The organism is Mycobacterium sp. (genome assembly GCF_044370595.1).
Lineage (GTDB): Bacteria > Actinomycetota > Actinomycetes > Mycobacteriales > Mycobacteriaceae > Mycobacterium.
The window spans coordinates 17,061-31,449 of record NZ_JBILVF010000013.1 but is presented as its reverse complement, the minus strand read 5'-3'; the positions used below and the strand labels follow the sequence as shown (position 1 = coordinate 31,449).

The window sequence follows — 14,389 nt, the reverse complement described above, 5'->3', positions numbered from 1 at the left end:
GGGAGCGGCAGTGCACGCGGTATCCACCGCACCTCCCAGCAGCGATGACACACCGCACCCGGGAATGACGCGGAAGACACGATCGAGGAGCGCGACGAGATGGCCGACAACCAGGTGGTCTGGCTGACGCAGGAGTCCTATGACCGACTCAAGGCTGAACTGGATCAGTTGATCGCGAACCGCCCGATCATCGCCGCCGAGATCAATGACCGGCGCGAGGAGGGCGATCTTCGGGAGAACGGCGGCTACCACGCCGCCCGCGAGCAGCAGGGTCAGGAAGAGGCCCGGATCCGCCAGTTGCAGGAGTTGCTGAACACCGCCAAGGTCGGCGAGGCGCCCAAACAGTCCGGTGTCGCACTGCCCGGATCGGTGGTGAAGGTGTACTACGACGGTGACGAGTCCGATACCGAGACATTCCTGATCGCCACCCGCCAGGAGATCGTCAACGACGGCAAGCTCGAGGTCTACTCGCCCAACTCTCCGTTGGGTTCGGCCCTGCTCAACGCCAAGGTCGGCGAGACCCGCACCTACACCGTCCCCAGTGGCAATACCGTGAAGGTCACCCTGGTCAGCGCTGAGCCTTACCACTCGTAGCCCGCCGCGGCAGCGTTACAGTCTGGGCTCATGGCGCGCATCGCCGAAGACCTGTTGTTGCTGCTGCTGGACAATCCAGAGGCACAGCCCAGAGTGGAGCGTTCCCGGCTGGGCCGGATTCTGGCTGCAGCCCTCATCCTTGATCTGGCGTATGAGTGCCGGGTGCGCCCGGCCCAGCAGGAGGATCCGGTACCGCCTGGACGTTTGATCGCACTGGCCGGGCCCGTTCCGCTCGATCCTTCGTTACGCCCAGCGCTGGCGCTGCTGCAGCAGCAGCCGTTGACCGCCGAGTCGGCGATCGCCGCGCTGCACAGGCACACCGAGGATGACGTCCTCGACCAGCTGCTGCGTACCGGCCAGATCCACCAAGTCGCGTTGACCCAACATCGTTTGCGGCGCAACCACTATCGCTGGCCAGTCAAAAACCGGGCCAGGGTTGCCGTCGCCCGCTCCGAGGTTCTGGGTGCGATCTTCGAGAATCGTCGCCCCGCGCCGGTCGTCGCCGCGGTGATCAGCCTGTTGCACGCGGTCGGCGGGATGGGCGCCATTCTGGATCTCAACGACGCCGGAGTCCGTGCTGTTGCCCTGCGCGCCAATGACATTGCCAACGGGGACTGGGTGGACGGCTCTGATACCGCTCAGGTCAATCTCGAACTGACCGCCGCAGAGGTGTTACCTGCGCTCGGCTGAGACGGTCAGCCGCGCAACGACCGACCGTGGGAATCCTTCACCGACCCGGTGAAGATCAGCATCGCGTCGAGCAGACCCCAGACTGCGGCGCCGAGCAGGAACGGCAGCCCCGAGAAACCGAGAATCGTGGTGAGGATGCCGAAGATGCCGACGCACAGTTGGAGTATCCCGATAACGGTCGAGCCGAGGTAGAACCGACCCGCCCCGAAGCAGCCGAAGAAAAGTTGGAGAACTCCGGCCACCACACCGGATTTGTCGGACATCGCCTCTTGCGGTCGGCCGGGAAACGGCGGTGTCGACATTTGGCCAGAGTAGCCCGCCGGCCAACGCATCAACCCAAAGCCTGCTGCAGGTCGGCGAGCAGGTCCGCCGGGTCCTCGATCCCCACCGACAGCCGCACCAGGTCTTCGGGAACCTCCAGTTGCGAACCGGCGGTCGATGCGTGTGTCATCGCACCGGGGTGTTCAATGAGCGACTCCACGCCACCGAGAGACTCGGCGAGGATGAAAATCTCTGTCCGCGAACAGAAATCTCGCGCAGCTTGCATACCGCCCTTCATCCGCACTGACACCATGCCCCCGAATCCGTGCATCTGGCGGGCCGCCACCGCGTGGCCCGGATGGTCGGGCAACCCGGGGTAAAGCACACTGCTGATCGCCGGATGGCCGGCGAGGAACGCGGCCACCAGGGCTGCGTTGTCGCTGTGCCGGTGCATCCGCAGCTCCAGTGTCTTCAGGCCGCGCATGGTCAGGTAGGCGTCGAAGGGCCCCGGTACCGCACCGGCGCCGTTCTGCAGGAAGCCGAAGGCGGCATCGAGTTCCTCGCTGTTGGTCACCAGTGCGCCACCGACCACGTCGGAGTGTCCGCCGATGTACTTCGTCGTCGAATGCAACACGATGTCCGCCCCCAGGTTCAGCGGTTGCTGCAGCGCCGGTGAGGCAAATGTGTTGTCCACCAGCACCGTCAGACCACTGGCATGTCCGATCTCGGCGATCGCGGTGATGTCGGCGATGGACAGCAGCGGATTCGTCGGCGTCTCAACCCAGATCATCCTGGTTTGATCGGTGATCGCCGACCGCACCGCGTCGAGGTCGGCGAGGTGCACAGCAGTGTGCTCGACGCCCCACTGCCGGAACACCTTGTCGATCAGCCGGAACGTCCCGCCGTAGGCGTCGTCGGGGATGACGATGTGGTCGCCGGGTCGCAGCACCGCGCGTAGGGCACAGTCGGTGGCCGCCATCCCGGAACTGAACGCCCTGCTGAAGCGACCGTCCTCGACGGCGGCCAGCACGGTCTCCAGCGCCGCCCGCGTCGGGTTGCCGGTACGGGCGTACTCGAAGCCGCCGCGCAGGCCACCCACCCCGTCCTGTGCGAAGGTGCTGCTCGCGTAGATGGGGGCGTTGACCGCCCCGGTCGCAGGATCCGGGCGGAATCCGGCGTGTATGGCCGTCGTGGCGAAACCGTGCCGGCGGTGGGTGTCAGTCATCGCCGTCGAGCCTAGTGGCAGGCCGGCGCTGACGGGTCAGGCGGTCGCGGGCGCCACCGCCCCGCCGCTGAGTTTGCGGTAGGCGTAGACCACCAGCAGCAACGCGATCGGCGCAGTCGCGAGTAGACCGACGCCGCACAGTAGAGCGCCGACCACCAGCAGCGACTGGCTGACCAGCCACACCAACAGCGACTCACCGAAGCGGGCACGGACGATGCCGATGCTGGTGCGGATGCCGTCGAGCGCCGAGAGCCCTCGGTCGACGATCGCGACGGTGGTGAATGCGGTGAACAGCGACACCGCGACACCGATCACAGCGGCGATCAGGGATCCGACGTAGGGAACCAATTGCAACGGGAAGGTGACCAGCGAGGACACGATGCCGACGATCAAGGCCGCAAGGAGCACAGCGCCGACCCTGCGGGGGGCGAAGAACGAACCAAGAGTGACCGGTCGGCCGTCGGCGATGTCCAGCAGGCCGCCGTAGTAGGCCGACGCGATCGCTCCAGCGAGAACGAAGAACACGATCCAGCCGATCATGGCGATCACGGTTCCGGCACCCGAACTCCCCGGGGTGACGAATTCCGTTAGGCCATCAGCTGATTCGTAGACATCGAAGGTCTCCGGCGCGACAGCGCTGATCAGCGCGAAGAACACGCCCGCCACCACGAAGAAGATGAGCCCGAAGATCAGCGTGGCCAGCAGCAGGGGGACGGCGTTCTTGGTGAACTTGTTCCACGCCCAGCTCAATCCTTCGCCGATGCTGAAGGCGGGCTTACCGAAACCCGGCGGGGGCGGGTAGTAACCGCCCTCGGCCGGAGGCGGGGGTGGATAGGCCCCCGGTGGGGGCGGGTAGCCGCCGGGCGGGGGGTAGGCACCCGGGGGCGGGTAGGCACCCGGGGGCGGGTAGGCACCCGGGGGTGGGTAGGAACCGGGGGGCGGGTAGGAACCGGGGGGCGGGTAGGCACCCTGTCCCGGCGGCGGATAGCCCCATCCGGGCGGTGGAGCGCCGAAACCTTCCTGCGGCGGCTGAGGGGCGGCACCACCGGGGTACTGCGGGGGCGGATAGCCTCCGGGCTGCGGGTACTCACCGGGATGGGGCGGCTGCGGCGGGGTGGTCATGGTCTCCAGTTCATCTCAGAAGCATCTTTCACAAGAGCCCCAACCCTATCGCGTCAACGTCGACGCGGCCCTTCGGAGAGGTAACCGAGCAGGTCATGGCGGGTAATCACGCCGACCGGTTTGCCGCCTTCAACCACCATCACCGCATCGGCGTCGCGAAGTACCTTCTCGGCCGCGCTCAACTGCTCCCCGGCGCCGATCAACGGAAGGGGTGGGCTCATGTGCTGGGCCACCGCGTCGGCCAGGTGGGCCCGTCCCTCGAACACCGCGGACAGCAATTCCCGTTCGGACACGCTGCCGGCCACCTCGCCGGCCATGACCGGCGGTTCGGCGCCGACCACGGGCATCTGCGAGACGCCGTATTCGCGCAGGATGCCGATCGCGTCGCGCACCGTCTCCGACGGATGGGTGTGCACCAGGTCCGGAAGCGCGCCCGACTTACCGCGGAGCACATCACCGACAGTGGGTTCGGGCAGCGACTCGTCCAGGGGCCGGCGCAGAAATCCGTATGACGACATCCAGGCGTCGTTGAAGATCTTCGACATGTAGCCCCGGCCGCCGTCGGGCAACAGCACGACGACCAGCGCATCGGGGCCGGCCTCCTCGGCGACCTGCAGAGCCGCCACCATCGCCATCCCGCATGAACCGCCGACCAGCAGGCCCTCCTCCCGGGCCAGGCGGCGGGTCATATCGAAGGAATCCGCGTCGGACACCGCGATGATCCGGTCCGGCACCGCCGGGTCGTAGGCGGACGGCCAGAAATCCTCACCGACGCCCTCCACCAGGTAGGGCCGGCCGGTTCCCCCGGAGTACACCGACCCCTCCGGGTCGGCGCCGATCACCTGAACACGTCCGCCGGACATCTCCTTGAGGTAGCGGCCGGCGCCGGTGATGGTTCCGCCGGTTCCCACCCCGGCGACGAAGTGCGTCACCGTGCCGTCGGTGTCGGCCCAGATCTCAGGCCCGGTGGTCTCGTAGTGGCTTGCCGGGCCGTTCGGGTTCGAGTACTGATCCGGCTTCCAGGCACCATCGATCTCCTCGACCAGTCGGTTGGAAACGCTGTAGTAGCTGTCCGGGTGGTCCGGCGGAACCGCGGTGGGGCAGACGACGACCTCCGCGCCGTAGGCACGCAGGACGTTCTGCTTGTCCTCGCTCACCTTGTCCGGGCAGACGAACACGCACTTGTAGCCCCGCTGCTGGGCCACCAGGGCTAGGCCCACACCAGTGTTGCCGGAGGTCGGCTCGACGATCGTGCCGCCGGGCTTGAGTTGCCCGCTGGCTTCGGCGGCCTCGATCATCTTCACCGCGATGCGGTCCTTGGCGCTGCCGCCGGGGTTGAGGTACTCGATCTTGGCGGCGACCCGACCGGCACCCTCGGGCACCACTGAATTCAGTTGCACCAGGGGTGTGTTGCCGATCAGCTCAGTGACGTGCTGGGCGATGCGCATATGTCCATGGTGTCAGACGCATCGGAGGCGCCCCGAAGGCTGAACGGCTCAGCCGGTGGCTTCGCGGATGTACTTGCCGATCTGACGCAGTGAGCGAGTAGCTTCCGGAACCAGCGGGGCGGCCATTTGGAAGTCATGGATCTGCCCCGGCCACACCCGAACCTCGGTGGGTACGCCTGCGGCGGCGAGGCGCCGGGCGGCCAACCGGGCGTCGTGCAGCAGCACCTCGGAGCCGGAGACGTGAATCAGTGTCTGCGGAAATCCGGGCTCGATATGGTCCAGCGGCTCGTAGACGTCCTCGGGTACTCCGTCGACGACATTCTTGGCCGCAGCGCGAGCCACCAGGGCGACCAGCGCGTCAAAAGCCTTGGGCGGGAACATCGCATCGGTGTGGACGTTCGGGTGCTTGAGCTTGGGGTCCTGTTCCAACTGCAGGAGCGGTGAGATGGCCACCATCGCGGCCGGGGTCTCGCCCTCGGCCTGCAGGCGCTGCGCCAGGGCCATGGCCAGGTAACCGCCGGCCGAATCGCCGGCGAGCACGATCTGATCGGGTTCATAGCCGCGCAGCCGCAGCCACTGATAACCGTCATAGCAGTCGTCGACAGCCATCCCGATGGTGTGCTTGGGAATCAACCGGTAGTCGACCACCAGCACCGGCGAGTCGGCGAACTTCGACAGCGCCACCGCGATCCTGCTGTGCGAGTTCACCCCGCAGGTGAGGAATCCTCCGCCATGCAGGTAGAGCACAACACGGCGGCGGCCGTCGGCGGGCAGCACGCCTGGCGCCCGCACCAATTGCGCCGAGGCATTGGACAGCCCGACGGTGGCGCGCACCGTGCCTGGCGAGGGAAGCAGGGCGCGGGCCACGAAGTCGACCATGCCGAACGGCCACGGCCAGTGCGGCACATGGCTGAGCACCGCCAGAGCCGGCCACATGGTCAGTCGGGTGCCCAGCGACACCAGTCGTGCCGGGACACTGGGCCCGTCCTCGACGACCTCGACGGGTGCGCGGTCGCTGACCGGATATCGCCGCGGCATGCGGCGGGTCACCGCTGGTGAAACCTTGCTCGGTGCGGTCATCGTCAACACTCCCTACGCCGTTGTAGCGATGTGCCGTTCGGGCCTTCGTCGGCCCCGGTGGACCTCAAGCTTGGCAGCTGTGGGCCAGAACACAACCAAAGATCGCGATTTTTCGCCGGATCTGATACCGGTCTGTAACCGGAAAGTACTCTTGAGCACTAGTTTTCCCCGGAATCGTCACCCTAAACTGATCCGCGTGGGCATATGGTTCGGCTCCGCGAGAACATTGGCCGTTGCCGGCGTTCTGGCCTCCACCGGCGGCGCGGTCGTCGGTGCCCGCAACTTGCTGACCGGTCAGGCCGAGCAGGCCCGCAGCGTCATTCCCAAGGCCTTCGGAGTCCCGCCCCGTGCCGACGGCGTCTACGCGCCGGGCGGCGGACCGGTGCTCCGCTGGGAGCGCGGCATCCAGGTTGGCCTGCACCTGATGGTCTTCGGGGACTCCACCGCCACCGGATACGGCTGCTGTTACGCCGAGGAGGTCCCCGGCGCGCTACTCGCCCGCGGGTTGGCCGAGACCTCCGGCCGACTGGTGCGGTTGTCCACCAAGGCAATCGTGGGTGCGACGTCCAAGGGCCTGGCCAGTCAGGTCGATGCCATGCTGGTCGCCGGGCCGCCGCCGGATGCGGCGGTGATCATGGTCGGCGCCAACGACGTCACCTCCCTCAACGGCATCGGGCCGTCGGCCCGCCGCCTCGGCTCCGCGGTGCGCCGTCTGCGGGCCGGTGGCACAGCGGTGGTGGTGGGTACCTGCCCGGACTTCGGGGTGATCACCGCCATTCCCCAGCCGCTGCGGTGGACCGCGCGCTCCCTGGGCTTGCGGCTGTCCCGGGCGCAGGCCGCCGAAACCCGCGCTGCCGGTGGCATTCCTGTGCCGTTCGCCAACCTGATGGCTCCGCACTTCATCACCGAAGCCGACCGGTTCTTCTCCGACGACCGCTATCACCCGTCAGCGGCGGGTTATGCGTTCGCCGCCAGGCAACTTCTGCCCCCGCTGTGTGAAGCCCTCGGCGAAGCCCCGCCGGACGCGCACTCCGGGCCGCTAACTCGGCCCGCCGCACCGCGACTGGCCCGGCTGGGCAGACTCCTCGGGCGAAGCACCACCGGGGTCCCGGCAGCTGTGGTCGCGCCCGCGGGCTAGGTTTCTGGGTAGTCCCCACCTCTCACCCAGGAGTGCGTCATGCCCGAAGCCGTCATCGTGTCCACCGCCCGCTCCCCGATCGGCCGCGCCGGTAAGGGCTCGCTGGTGTCCATGCGCCCTGACGACCTGGCAGCGCAGATGGTGCGCGCCGCGTTGGACAAGGTCCCGGCCTTAGACCCGCGCGAGATCGACGACCTCATGCTGGGCTGCGGGCAGCCCGGCGGGGAGGCCGGCTTCAACATCGCCCGCGTGGTTGCCGTCGAACTCGGCTACGACTTCCTGCCCGGCGTCACCGTCAACCGGTACTGCTCCTCGTCGCTGCAGACCACCCGGATGGCCTTCCACGCGATCAAGGCCGGTGAGGGTTCGGCCTTCATCTCCGCCGGCGTGGAGACCGTGTCCCGGTTCCCGATGGGCACCTCCGATGGCTGGCCGGACTCGCACAACCCGCTCTTCGCCGAGGCCGAGGCCCGCACCGCCGCCACCGCCGGGGGTGCCGGGTCCTGGCATGATCCGCGCGAGGACGACCTGCTGCCTGACGTCTACATCGCGATGGGTCAGACCGCCGAGAACGTCGCCCTCTACACCGGGATCAGCCGCGAGGACCAGGACCGCTGGGGGGTGCGCAGCCAGAACCGTGCTGAGGAGGCCATCAACAGCGGGTTCTTCGCCCGCGAGATCTCGCCGGTGACGCTGCCCGACGGCACCGTCGTCTCGACCGACGACGGCCCGCGTGCGGGCACCACCTACGAGAAGATCAGTCAGCTTCAGCCGGTGTTCCGGCCGGACGGCACCGTCACCGCGGGTAACGCCTGCCCGTTGAACGACGGTGCGGCCGCCGTCGTCGTCATGTCCGACGCCAAGGCCCAGGAACTGGGCCTGACGCCGCTGGCGCGGATCGTGGCCACCGGCGTCTCCGGCCTGTCGCCGGAGATCATGGGCCTGGGCCCGATCGAGGCCGTCAAGAAGGCCCTCGGCTACGCCAAAATGTCGGTCTCGGACATCGACCTGTTCGAGATCAACGAGGCCTTCGCGGTGCAGGTGCTCGGTTCGGCACGGGAACTGGGCATTGATGAGGACAAGCTCAATGTCTCCGGCGGCGCGATCGCGCTCGGCCATCCGTTCGGGATGACCGGTGCCCGGATCACCGCCACCCTGCTGAACAACCTTGCGACACATGACAAGACCTTCGGCGTCGAAACCATGTGCGTCGGCGGCGGGCAGGGCATGGCCATGATCGTCGAGCGGCTGAGCTGAGTTCGCCGAAAGTGCGCTCAGATCGACGAATTCGCCGGAATGGGCAAAATTCTCGATCTCAGCGCACTTTCGATGCGGTCGCCAAGGCCCGATGCAGCCTGGCGAGAATCTCCTCGCGCGGCGTCCCCGCCGCGATCCGGATGACGATCCAGCCGAGATCGGCGAGTTCCTCCAGTCGGATGATGTCCCGATTGAACTGGTAGCGGTCAGTTCGATGGTGGTCTCCGTCGTATTCGACGGCGATCTTCATCTCCTCCCACCCCATGTCGAGGTAGTACTTGACGCGGCCGCCGACGTAGACGGGGATCTGCGTTTGCGGCTTGGGAAAGCCGGCGTCGACGAGCAGCAGGCGCAGCCATGTCTCCTTCGGAGACTGGGCGCCGCCGTCGGACAGCGCCAGCGCGGTCCGCAGTTGCCGCAGGCCGCGGGCACCCCGATGCGAGGCGGCAAGTTCTTCGACCGCTTCAGCGCTGAACTTCGCAGCGTTGGCCAACGCATCGAGGCGGGCAACCGCTTCACCGAGCCGGCCCCGGCGGCCGATGTCGTAGGCGGTACGCGCCACCGTGGTGACCGGAAGGCTGGCTCGGAGAGCACGCTCGCCGTCGGTGAGTTGCTCCTTGTAAACGCGGATTCCCGTCGGCGGGCGCGCGTTCGACCAGATCAGTTCGATCGGGAGGGCGTCATCGATCCACCTCGCCCCGTACAGGCGCGCCGCCGTCAGCCCCGACAGCACGGCGTCGCGGCGCGACCACAGCCATGCCGCCTCGGCGAAATGCCGGAATGTCGGCGTCACGTCCGGTCGGAGGTAAACCCCGGGGTAGACCCTGCGGAAGTACGTGAGCAGCGCGTACTTGTTGACCACGCCGGTGGCCACTGCTTCGGCGCCGATGAAGGGAGATTCCATGGCGCCAGCTTTGGCAGCGCCCCTCCGCCGAGAGTGCGTCCAGATCGCGGATTGGCGCGAACTGTGGATGAAAGTCGATCTGTGCGCACTTTCGGCGCCCACGAAAAAAGCCCCGCCGAAGCGGGGCTTTCTCGGTTGGATTCGGCTAGTCGCTCCGGAAGTAGCTGAGCAGCCGCAGGATTTCGACATAGAGCCACACCAGCGTGACGGTCAGGCCGAGGGCGACGCCCCACGCGGCCTTCTCCGGTGCGCCGGCGCGGATCATCTGATCGGCCGAGTCGAAATCCACCAGGAAGCTGAACGCGGCGAGGCCGATGCAGACCAGCGAGAAGATGATCGCCAGCGGACCACCGGCGCGCAGGCCCATGCCCTCGCCGCCGCCAACCCCGAACAGGCCCATTACCAGGTTTCCGAGCATCAGCACCAGCACGCCGATCATGCCGGCAACCAGGAAACGGGTGAACTTCGGGGTGACCCGGATGGCTCCGGTTTTGTAAACCACGAGCATGCCGAAGAACACACCGATCGTGCCCAGAACGGCCTGGGTAATCAGGGCGCCGGCGTTACCGTCGGCGACCACCACATTGCCGAACACCCACGAGATAGCGCCCAGGAAGAGGCCCTCCAGGGCTGCATAGCTGAGCACGATCGCCGGGTTGTCCTGCTTGCGGCCGAACGTGGCAATCAGCACCAGGGCCAGACCGCCGAGCGAGCCGACCAGGGTGAACGGCATGGCCAGGCCGGGGCTGCCGCCGACCAGGAAGTAGGAGATCACCGCCACCACGGAGAGCACACCGAGGGTGATCCCGGTCTTGGTGACGACGTCGTCGATGGTCAGTTGCCGCGAGACACCCGTCTGCGGCGGATAGGGGGCGTAGGGCTGGCCCTGCTGATAGGCCACCTGCTGAGCACCGGCGATACCGGTGCCGAATTGCGCGTACCCGCCCTGTTGCTGTTGGGGCAACGAGCGGAATACCGGGTTGCTGCTTTGCCGCACCGCGGGATCCTCCCAGTAAGACGAATGAACACTGCGTCAACGAACGGCCCGCCCGACCGGTTCCCGTAGGCGCCTTCCGGATTTCGCCGTCGTAGGATCACCTTACCTGGGATCCCAGTATTCGCCACCGGCTTCGGCCCTGGTAAAACTCCGACAGTGAGCGCTGACACCGACGAAGTGCTGGTCCGAGTCGAGCGTGGGATCGGATTCCTCACGCTGAATCGCCCGCAGGCGATCAATTCGCTGAACCGGACCATGGTGAGCGTTCTGGACGCGACGCTGAACGCCTGGGCCGACGACGACGAGGTGCGGGCCGTGGTGCTGAACGGCGCCGGCGAGCGCGGACTGTGCGCAGGCGGTGACGTCGTCGCGATCTACCACAGCGCCAGGGCCGACGGCGCCGACGCGCGGCGGTTCTGGTTCGACGAGTACCGCCTCAACGCCCGCATCGGCCGCTACCCGAAGCCCTATGTCGCGATCATGAACGGCATCGTGATGGGTGGCGGCGTCGGGGTGAGCGCCCACGGCAACGTCCGCGTGGTGACCGACAGGTCCAAGATCGCCATGCCCGAGGTCGGCATCGGCTTCATCCCCGACGTCGGTGGAACTTATTTGTTGTCCCGAGCCCCCGGGCTGCTCGGTCTGCACGCCGCGCTGACGGGCGCGCCATTCAACGGCGCCGACGCCATCGCACTGGGCTTCGCCGACCATTACGTCGCGCACGCCGACCTCGAGCCGTTCACCGCCATGGTCGAGGCTGCGGGCCCGGAAGCGGCCGTCACCGCCTACGCTCAGGAACCACCGCCCAGCCCGCTGGCCGCACAGCGGGAGTGGATCGACCAGTGTTACGCCGGAGAGACGGTCGCCGACATCGTCGCGGCACTGCGCAGCCATGATGAAGGTTCGGCCACCGACGCCGCCGATCTGATCGCCACCCGCTCGCCGGTCGCCCTGGCCGTCACCCTGGCCGCGGTGCGCCGGGCTGCGACGCTGGATTCCCTGGAGCAGGTTCTGGTGCAGGAGTACCGGGTGTCCAACGCATCGCTGCGCTCCCATGACCTGGTGGAGGGCATCCGCGCCCAGTTGGTGGACAAGGACCGCAACCCGCAGTGGTCACCGGCGTCGATCGCGGCAGTCACCGACGACGACGTGGCGGGCTATTTCAAGCCGGCCGATCCGGACCTGACCTTCGAAGGAGAAGCGCTGTGATTTACGAAACCATCCTGGTGAGCCGCGCCGACCGGGTCGGCACCATCATCCTCAACCGCCCGCAGGCGCTCAATGCCCTCAACAGTCAGGTGATGCGTGAAGTCACCAGCGCTGCAGCCGAATTCGACGCCGACCCCGGCATTGGTGCCATCATCATCACCGGCGCCGGCGAGAAGGCCTTCGCCGCGGGCGCGGACATCAAAGAGATGGCGTCGCTGTCGTTCTCAGAGGTGTTCGAGTCCGACTTCTTCGCCGCGTGGGGCAAACTGGCCGCGGTCCGCACGCCACTGGTCGCCGCGGTAGCCGGGTACGCGCTGGGCGGCGGTTGCGAACTGGCGATGATGTGCGACGTACTGATCGCCGCCGACACCGCCAAGTTCGGCCAGCCGGAGATCAAACTGGGTGTGCTGCCCGGTATGGGTGGATCGCAACGGCTCACCCGCGCGATCGGCAAGGCCAAGGCGATGGACCTCATCCTCACCGGCCGCACCATCGACGCCGCCGAAGCCGAACGCAGCGGCCTGGTGTCCCGCGTGGTGCCCGCCGCGGCGCTTACGGAGGAGGCCAACGCGGTGGCCACCACTATTTCGCAGATGTCGCGGTCAGCGGCCCGGATGGCCAAAGAGGCGGTCAACCGCAGCTTCGAGTCCTCGCTCACCGAAGGTCTGCTCTACGAACGGCGGCTGTTCCACTCGGCGTTCGCCACTGACGACCAAACCGAGGGGATGGCAGCCTTCACTGAGAAACGAGCACCCGACTTCACCCACCGCTAGGGTGCTGTCGTGACTGTGACCGACGCGCCGACGAGAACCGTCCAACCGAAAAAAGACTGGTGGCAGCGCCGGTACACCTTCACCGGCACCGCGGTCGGGATGCTGTTCCTCTGGCTGTCGCTGACCCCGTCGCTGCTGCCCCGCGGCCCGCTGTTCCAGGGCATTGTCAGCGGGGCGGCCGGCGCGATCGGCTACGCGCTCGGCGTGTTCCTGGTCTGGCTGGTGCGGTTCATGCAATCCCGGTCGAGCAGCCCGCCGGCACCGCGCTGGGCCTGGCTGGTGCTGCTGGCTCTGGGTGCGCTGGGCGTGGTGTTGGGGGTCGTGTACTTCCGATACTGGCAAGACCACGTTCGGGACCTCATGGGGGTGCCGCGGCTGCGTTGGTTCGACTACCTGCAGGCCGGCGCAATCGGGGTGGTGCTGCTGTTTGTCTTCGTCGAAATCGGCCAACTGATCGGGCGGTTCGGCCGATTCCTAGCCCGGCAGCTCAGCCGTATCGCGCCGCCGCGTGTCTCGTTCGTCGTCGTGGTGGTGCTGCTGCTGTCGCTGGGCATCTCCATCCTCACCGGGGTGGTGATACGCGGCGCCATGGGTCTACTCAACAAAAGCTTCTCCGCAGTCAACGACGAGATGGATCCGAACCATCCGGCCCCCACCACCTTGCTGCGCTCCGGCGGCCCCGATTCGCTGGTCTCCTGGGCATCACTGGGCCACCAGGGCCGCATCTTCGTACGGGGCGGCCCCACTGTGCAACAACTGACGGAGTTCAACGGCGCACGGGCCACCGAGCCGATCCGCACCTACGCAGGCCTTAACTCCGCCAAGGGAATTCGGGAAACCGCTGATCTGGCCGCCCGCGAACTGGAGCGCACCGGCGGGCTCAAACGCAAGGTGATCGCGGTAGCCACCACCACCGGCACCGGTTGGATCAACGCCGCCGAGGCCGACTCGCTGGAGTACATGTACAACGGCGACACCGCCATTATCAGCATGCAGTATTCGTTCCTGCCGAGTTGGCTCTCGTTTCTGGTGGACAAAGAGAACGCCCGGCAGGCCGGGCAGGCTCTGTTCGAGGCGGTCGACGAGAGGGTCCGCGCACTGCCGGAGGGTCAGCGGCCCAAAATCGTGGTGTTCGGCGAAAGCCTCGGCTCGTTCGGCGGTGAAGCGCCGTTTCTGAGTCCTAACAACATCATCGCTCGCACCGACGGCGCCCTGTTCTCCGGGCCGACTTTCAACAACACTATGCGCGACTCGATCACCGACAACCGCGATCCGGGTTCGCCGGAATGGCTGCCGATTTTCGACAACGGCGCCAATGTGCGATTCGCGGCCCGGCCGGACAACCTCGAACGTCCGGACGCTCCCTGGGGCACACCCCGCATCGCCTATCTGCAGCACGCCTCTGATCCGATCGCCTGGTGGACCCCGGATCTGCTCTTCTCCGAACCGGATTGGCTGCGCGAGCCGCGCGGCTACGACGTCTCCGGGGATATGAACTGGATCCCGGTGGTCACCTTCCTCCAGGTGGCCGCCGACATGGCGGTGGCCGTCAATGTGCCCGACGGCCACGGGCACCGTTACGTCAAGGATGTGGTCAACGCGTGGGCCGCGGTGCTGCGGCCGCCGGGCTGGTCGCCGGAGAAGACCGAACGACTGCGCGGGCGGGTCACCCAGGATTACGCGCAGTAGAT

General features: G+C 67.2%; 14 protein-coding genes. 7 read left to right on the top strand and 7 right to left on the bottom strand.

Going from position 1 to position 14,389, the window contains the following annotated elements; all coding sequences use genetic code 11:
- The first annotated feature begins 99 nt into the window (after nucleotides 1-99).
- Nucleotides 100-594 (top strand): transcription elongation factor GreA, encoded by a 495-nt coding sequence (gene greA / locus ADBZ5N_RS03510; RefSeq protein WP_526256096.1) that lies wholly within the window; start codon nucleotides 100-102, stop codon nucleotides 592-594.
- 30 nt (nucleotides 595-624) lie between these two features.
- On the top strand, nucleotides 625-1,284 hold the full coding sequence (locus tag ADBZ5N_RS03505) for a GPP34 family phosphoprotein (RefSeq protein WP_526256095.1): 660 nt from the start codon (nucleotides 625-627) through the stop codon (nucleotides 1,282-1,284).
- Nucleotides 1,285-1,289: 5 nt separating this feature from the next.
- Here ADBZ5N_RS03505 and ADBZ5N_RS03500 read toward each other — a convergent pair whose 3' ends face one another.
- From ADBZ5N_RS03500 to ADBZ5N_RS03480, 5 genes are read right to left on the bottom strand one after another with little or no spacing between them, the layout of a single operon-like run.
- Nucleotides 1,290-1,586 (bottom strand): TM2 domain-containing protein, encoded by a 297-nt coding sequence (locus ADBZ5N_RS03500; protein ID WP_526256094.1) that lies wholly within the window; start codon nucleotides 1,584-1,586, stop codon nucleotides 1,290-1,292.
- 29 nt (nucleotides 1,587-1,615) lie between these two features.
- Nucleotides 1,616-2,770 carry a cystathionine gamma-synthase gene (locus ADBZ5N_RS03495; RefSeq protein WP_526256093.1) on the bottom strand — a complete coding sequence of 385 codons (1,155 nt, stop codon included), beginning with the start codon at nucleotides 2,768-2,770 and terminating at the stop codon, nucleotides 1,616-1,618.
- A gap of 36 nt (nucleotides 2,771-2,806) precedes the next feature.
- Nucleotides 2,807-3,892 carry a hypothetical protein gene (locus ADBZ5N_RS03490; protein WP_526256092.1) on the bottom strand — a complete coding sequence of 362 codons (1,086 nt, stop codon included), beginning with the start codon at nucleotides 3,890-3,892 and terminating at the stop codon, nucleotides 2,807-2,809.
- A gap of 53 nt (nucleotides 3,893-3,945) precedes the next feature.
- The gene (locus ADBZ5N_RS03485) at nucleotides 3,946-5,340 is read right to left on the bottom strand and encodes a cystathionine beta-synthase (protein WP_526256091.1); all 1,395 of its coding nucleotides are present in this window, start codon (nucleotides 5,338-5,340) and stop codon (nucleotides 3,946-3,948) included.
- 48 nt (nucleotides 5,341-5,388) lie between these two features.
- Nucleotides 5,389-6,378, bottom strand: coding sequence for an alpha/beta hydrolase (locus ADBZ5N_RS03480; RefSeq protein WP_526256111.1), 990 nt, complete (start codon nucleotides 6,376-6,378; stop codon nucleotides 5,389-5,391).
- Nucleotides 6,379-6,610: 232 nt separating this feature from the next.
- Here ADBZ5N_RS03480 and ADBZ5N_RS03475 point away from each other — a divergent pair, with 232 nt between their 5' ends.
- Nucleotides 6,611-7,558 carry an SGNH/GDSL hydrolase family protein gene (locus ADBZ5N_RS03475; RefSeq protein WP_526256110.1) on the top strand — a complete coding sequence of 316 codons (948 nt, stop codon included), beginning with the start codon at nucleotides 6,611-6,613 and terminating at the stop codon, nucleotides 7,556-7,558.
- Between the two features lie 39 nt (nucleotides 7,559-7,597).
- Complete coding sequence (locus tag ADBZ5N_RS03470; protein WP_526256090.1) at nucleotides 7,598-8,815, top strand: acetyl-CoA C-acetyltransferase; 1,218 nt, start codon at nucleotides 7,598-7,600, stop codon at nucleotides 8,813-8,815.
- A 58-nt stretch (nucleotides 8,816-8,873) separates the two neighbouring features.
- Here the strand turns inward: ADBZ5N_RS03470 and ADBZ5N_RS03465 are convergent, their stop codons facing one another.
- Both ADBZ5N_RS03465 and ADBZ5N_RS03460 read right to left on the bottom strand, forming a co-directional pair.
- Nucleotides 8,874-9,719 (bottom strand): hypothetical protein, encoded by an 846-nt coding sequence (locus ADBZ5N_RS03465; protein WP_526256089.1) that lies wholly within the window; start codon nucleotides 9,717-9,719, stop codon nucleotides 8,874-8,876.
- 145 nt (nucleotides 9,720-9,864) lie between these two features.
- Nucleotides 9,865-10,716: a Bax inhibitor-1/YccA family protein gene (locus ADBZ5N_RS03460; protein ID WP_526256088.1), complete on the bottom strand. Its 852-nt coding sequence runs from the start codon at nucleotides 10,714-10,716 to the stop codon at nucleotides 9,865-9,867.
- 156 nt (nucleotides 10,717-10,872) lie between these two features.
- On the opposite strand from ADBZ5N_RS03460, the gene ADBZ5N_RS03455 reads away from it, so the two are divergent.
- The 3 genes from ADBZ5N_RS03455 to ADBZ5N_RS03445 are packed head-to-tail and all read left to right on the top strand — an operon-like array spanning nucleotide 10,873 to nucleotide 14,387.
- A complete protein-coding gene (locus tag ADBZ5N_RS03455; protein WP_526256087.1) occupies nucleotides 10,873-11,925 on the top strand; it encodes a 3-hydroxyisobutyryl-CoA hydrolase in 1,053 nt (350 codons plus the stop codon).
- Nucleotides 11,922-12,698: an enoyl-CoA hydratase gene (locus ADBZ5N_RS03450; protein ID WP_526256086.1), complete on the top strand. Its 777-nt coding sequence runs from the start codon at nucleotides 11,922-11,924 to the stop codon at nucleotides 12,696-12,698. The genes ADBZ5N_RS03455 and ADBZ5N_RS03450 overlap by 4 nt, the downstream gene beginning before the upstream one ends.
- 9 nt (nucleotides 12,699-12,707) lie before the next feature.
- Nucleotides 12,708-14,387, top strand: coding sequence for an alpha/beta hydrolase (locus ADBZ5N_RS03445; RefSeq protein WP_526256085.1), 1,680 nt, complete (start codon nucleotides 12,708-12,710; stop codon nucleotides 14,385-14,387).
- The last annotated feature ends 2 nt before the right edge of the window (nucleotides 14,388-14,389 follow it).

Excerpts from the sequence above, each read along its gene's own strand:
- greA (WP_526256096.1), top strand. The coding sequence starts at position 100 with ATGGCCGACAACCAGGTGGTCTGGCTGACGCAGGAGTCCTATGACCGA.
- ADBZ5N_RS03505 (WP_526256095.1), top strand. The coding sequence starts at position 625 with ATGGCGCGCATCGCCGAAGACCTGTTGTTGCTGCTGCTGGACAATCCA.
- ADBZ5N_RS03500 (WP_526256094.1), bottom strand. The coding sequence starts at position 1,586 with ATGTCGACACCGCCGTTTCCCGGCCGACCGCAAGAGGCGATGTCCGAC.
- ADBZ5N_RS03495 (WP_526256093.1), bottom strand. The coding sequence starts at position 2,770 with ATGACTGACACCCACCGCCGGCACGGTTTCGCCACGACGGCCATACAC.
- ADBZ5N_RS03490 (WP_526256092.1), bottom strand. The coding sequence starts at position 3,892 with ATGACCACCCCGCCGCAGCCGCCCCATCCCGGTGAGTACCCGCAGCCC.
- ADBZ5N_RS03485 (WP_526256091.1), bottom strand. The coding sequence starts at position 5,340 with ATGCGCATCGCCCAGCACGTCACTGAGCTGATCGGCAACACACCCCTG.
- ADBZ5N_RS03480 (WP_526256111.1), bottom strand. The coding sequence starts at position 6,378 with ATGCCGCGGCGATATCCGGTCAGCGACCGCGCACCCGTCGAGGTCGTC.
- ADBZ5N_RS03470 (WP_526256090.1), top strand. The coding sequence starts at position 7,598 with ATGCCCGAAGCCGTCATCGTGTCCACCGCCCGCTCCCCGATCGGCCGC.
- ADBZ5N_RS03465 (WP_526256089.1), bottom strand. The coding sequence starts at position 9,719 with ATGGAATCTCCCTTCATCGGCGCCGAAGCAGTGGCCACCGGCGTGGTC.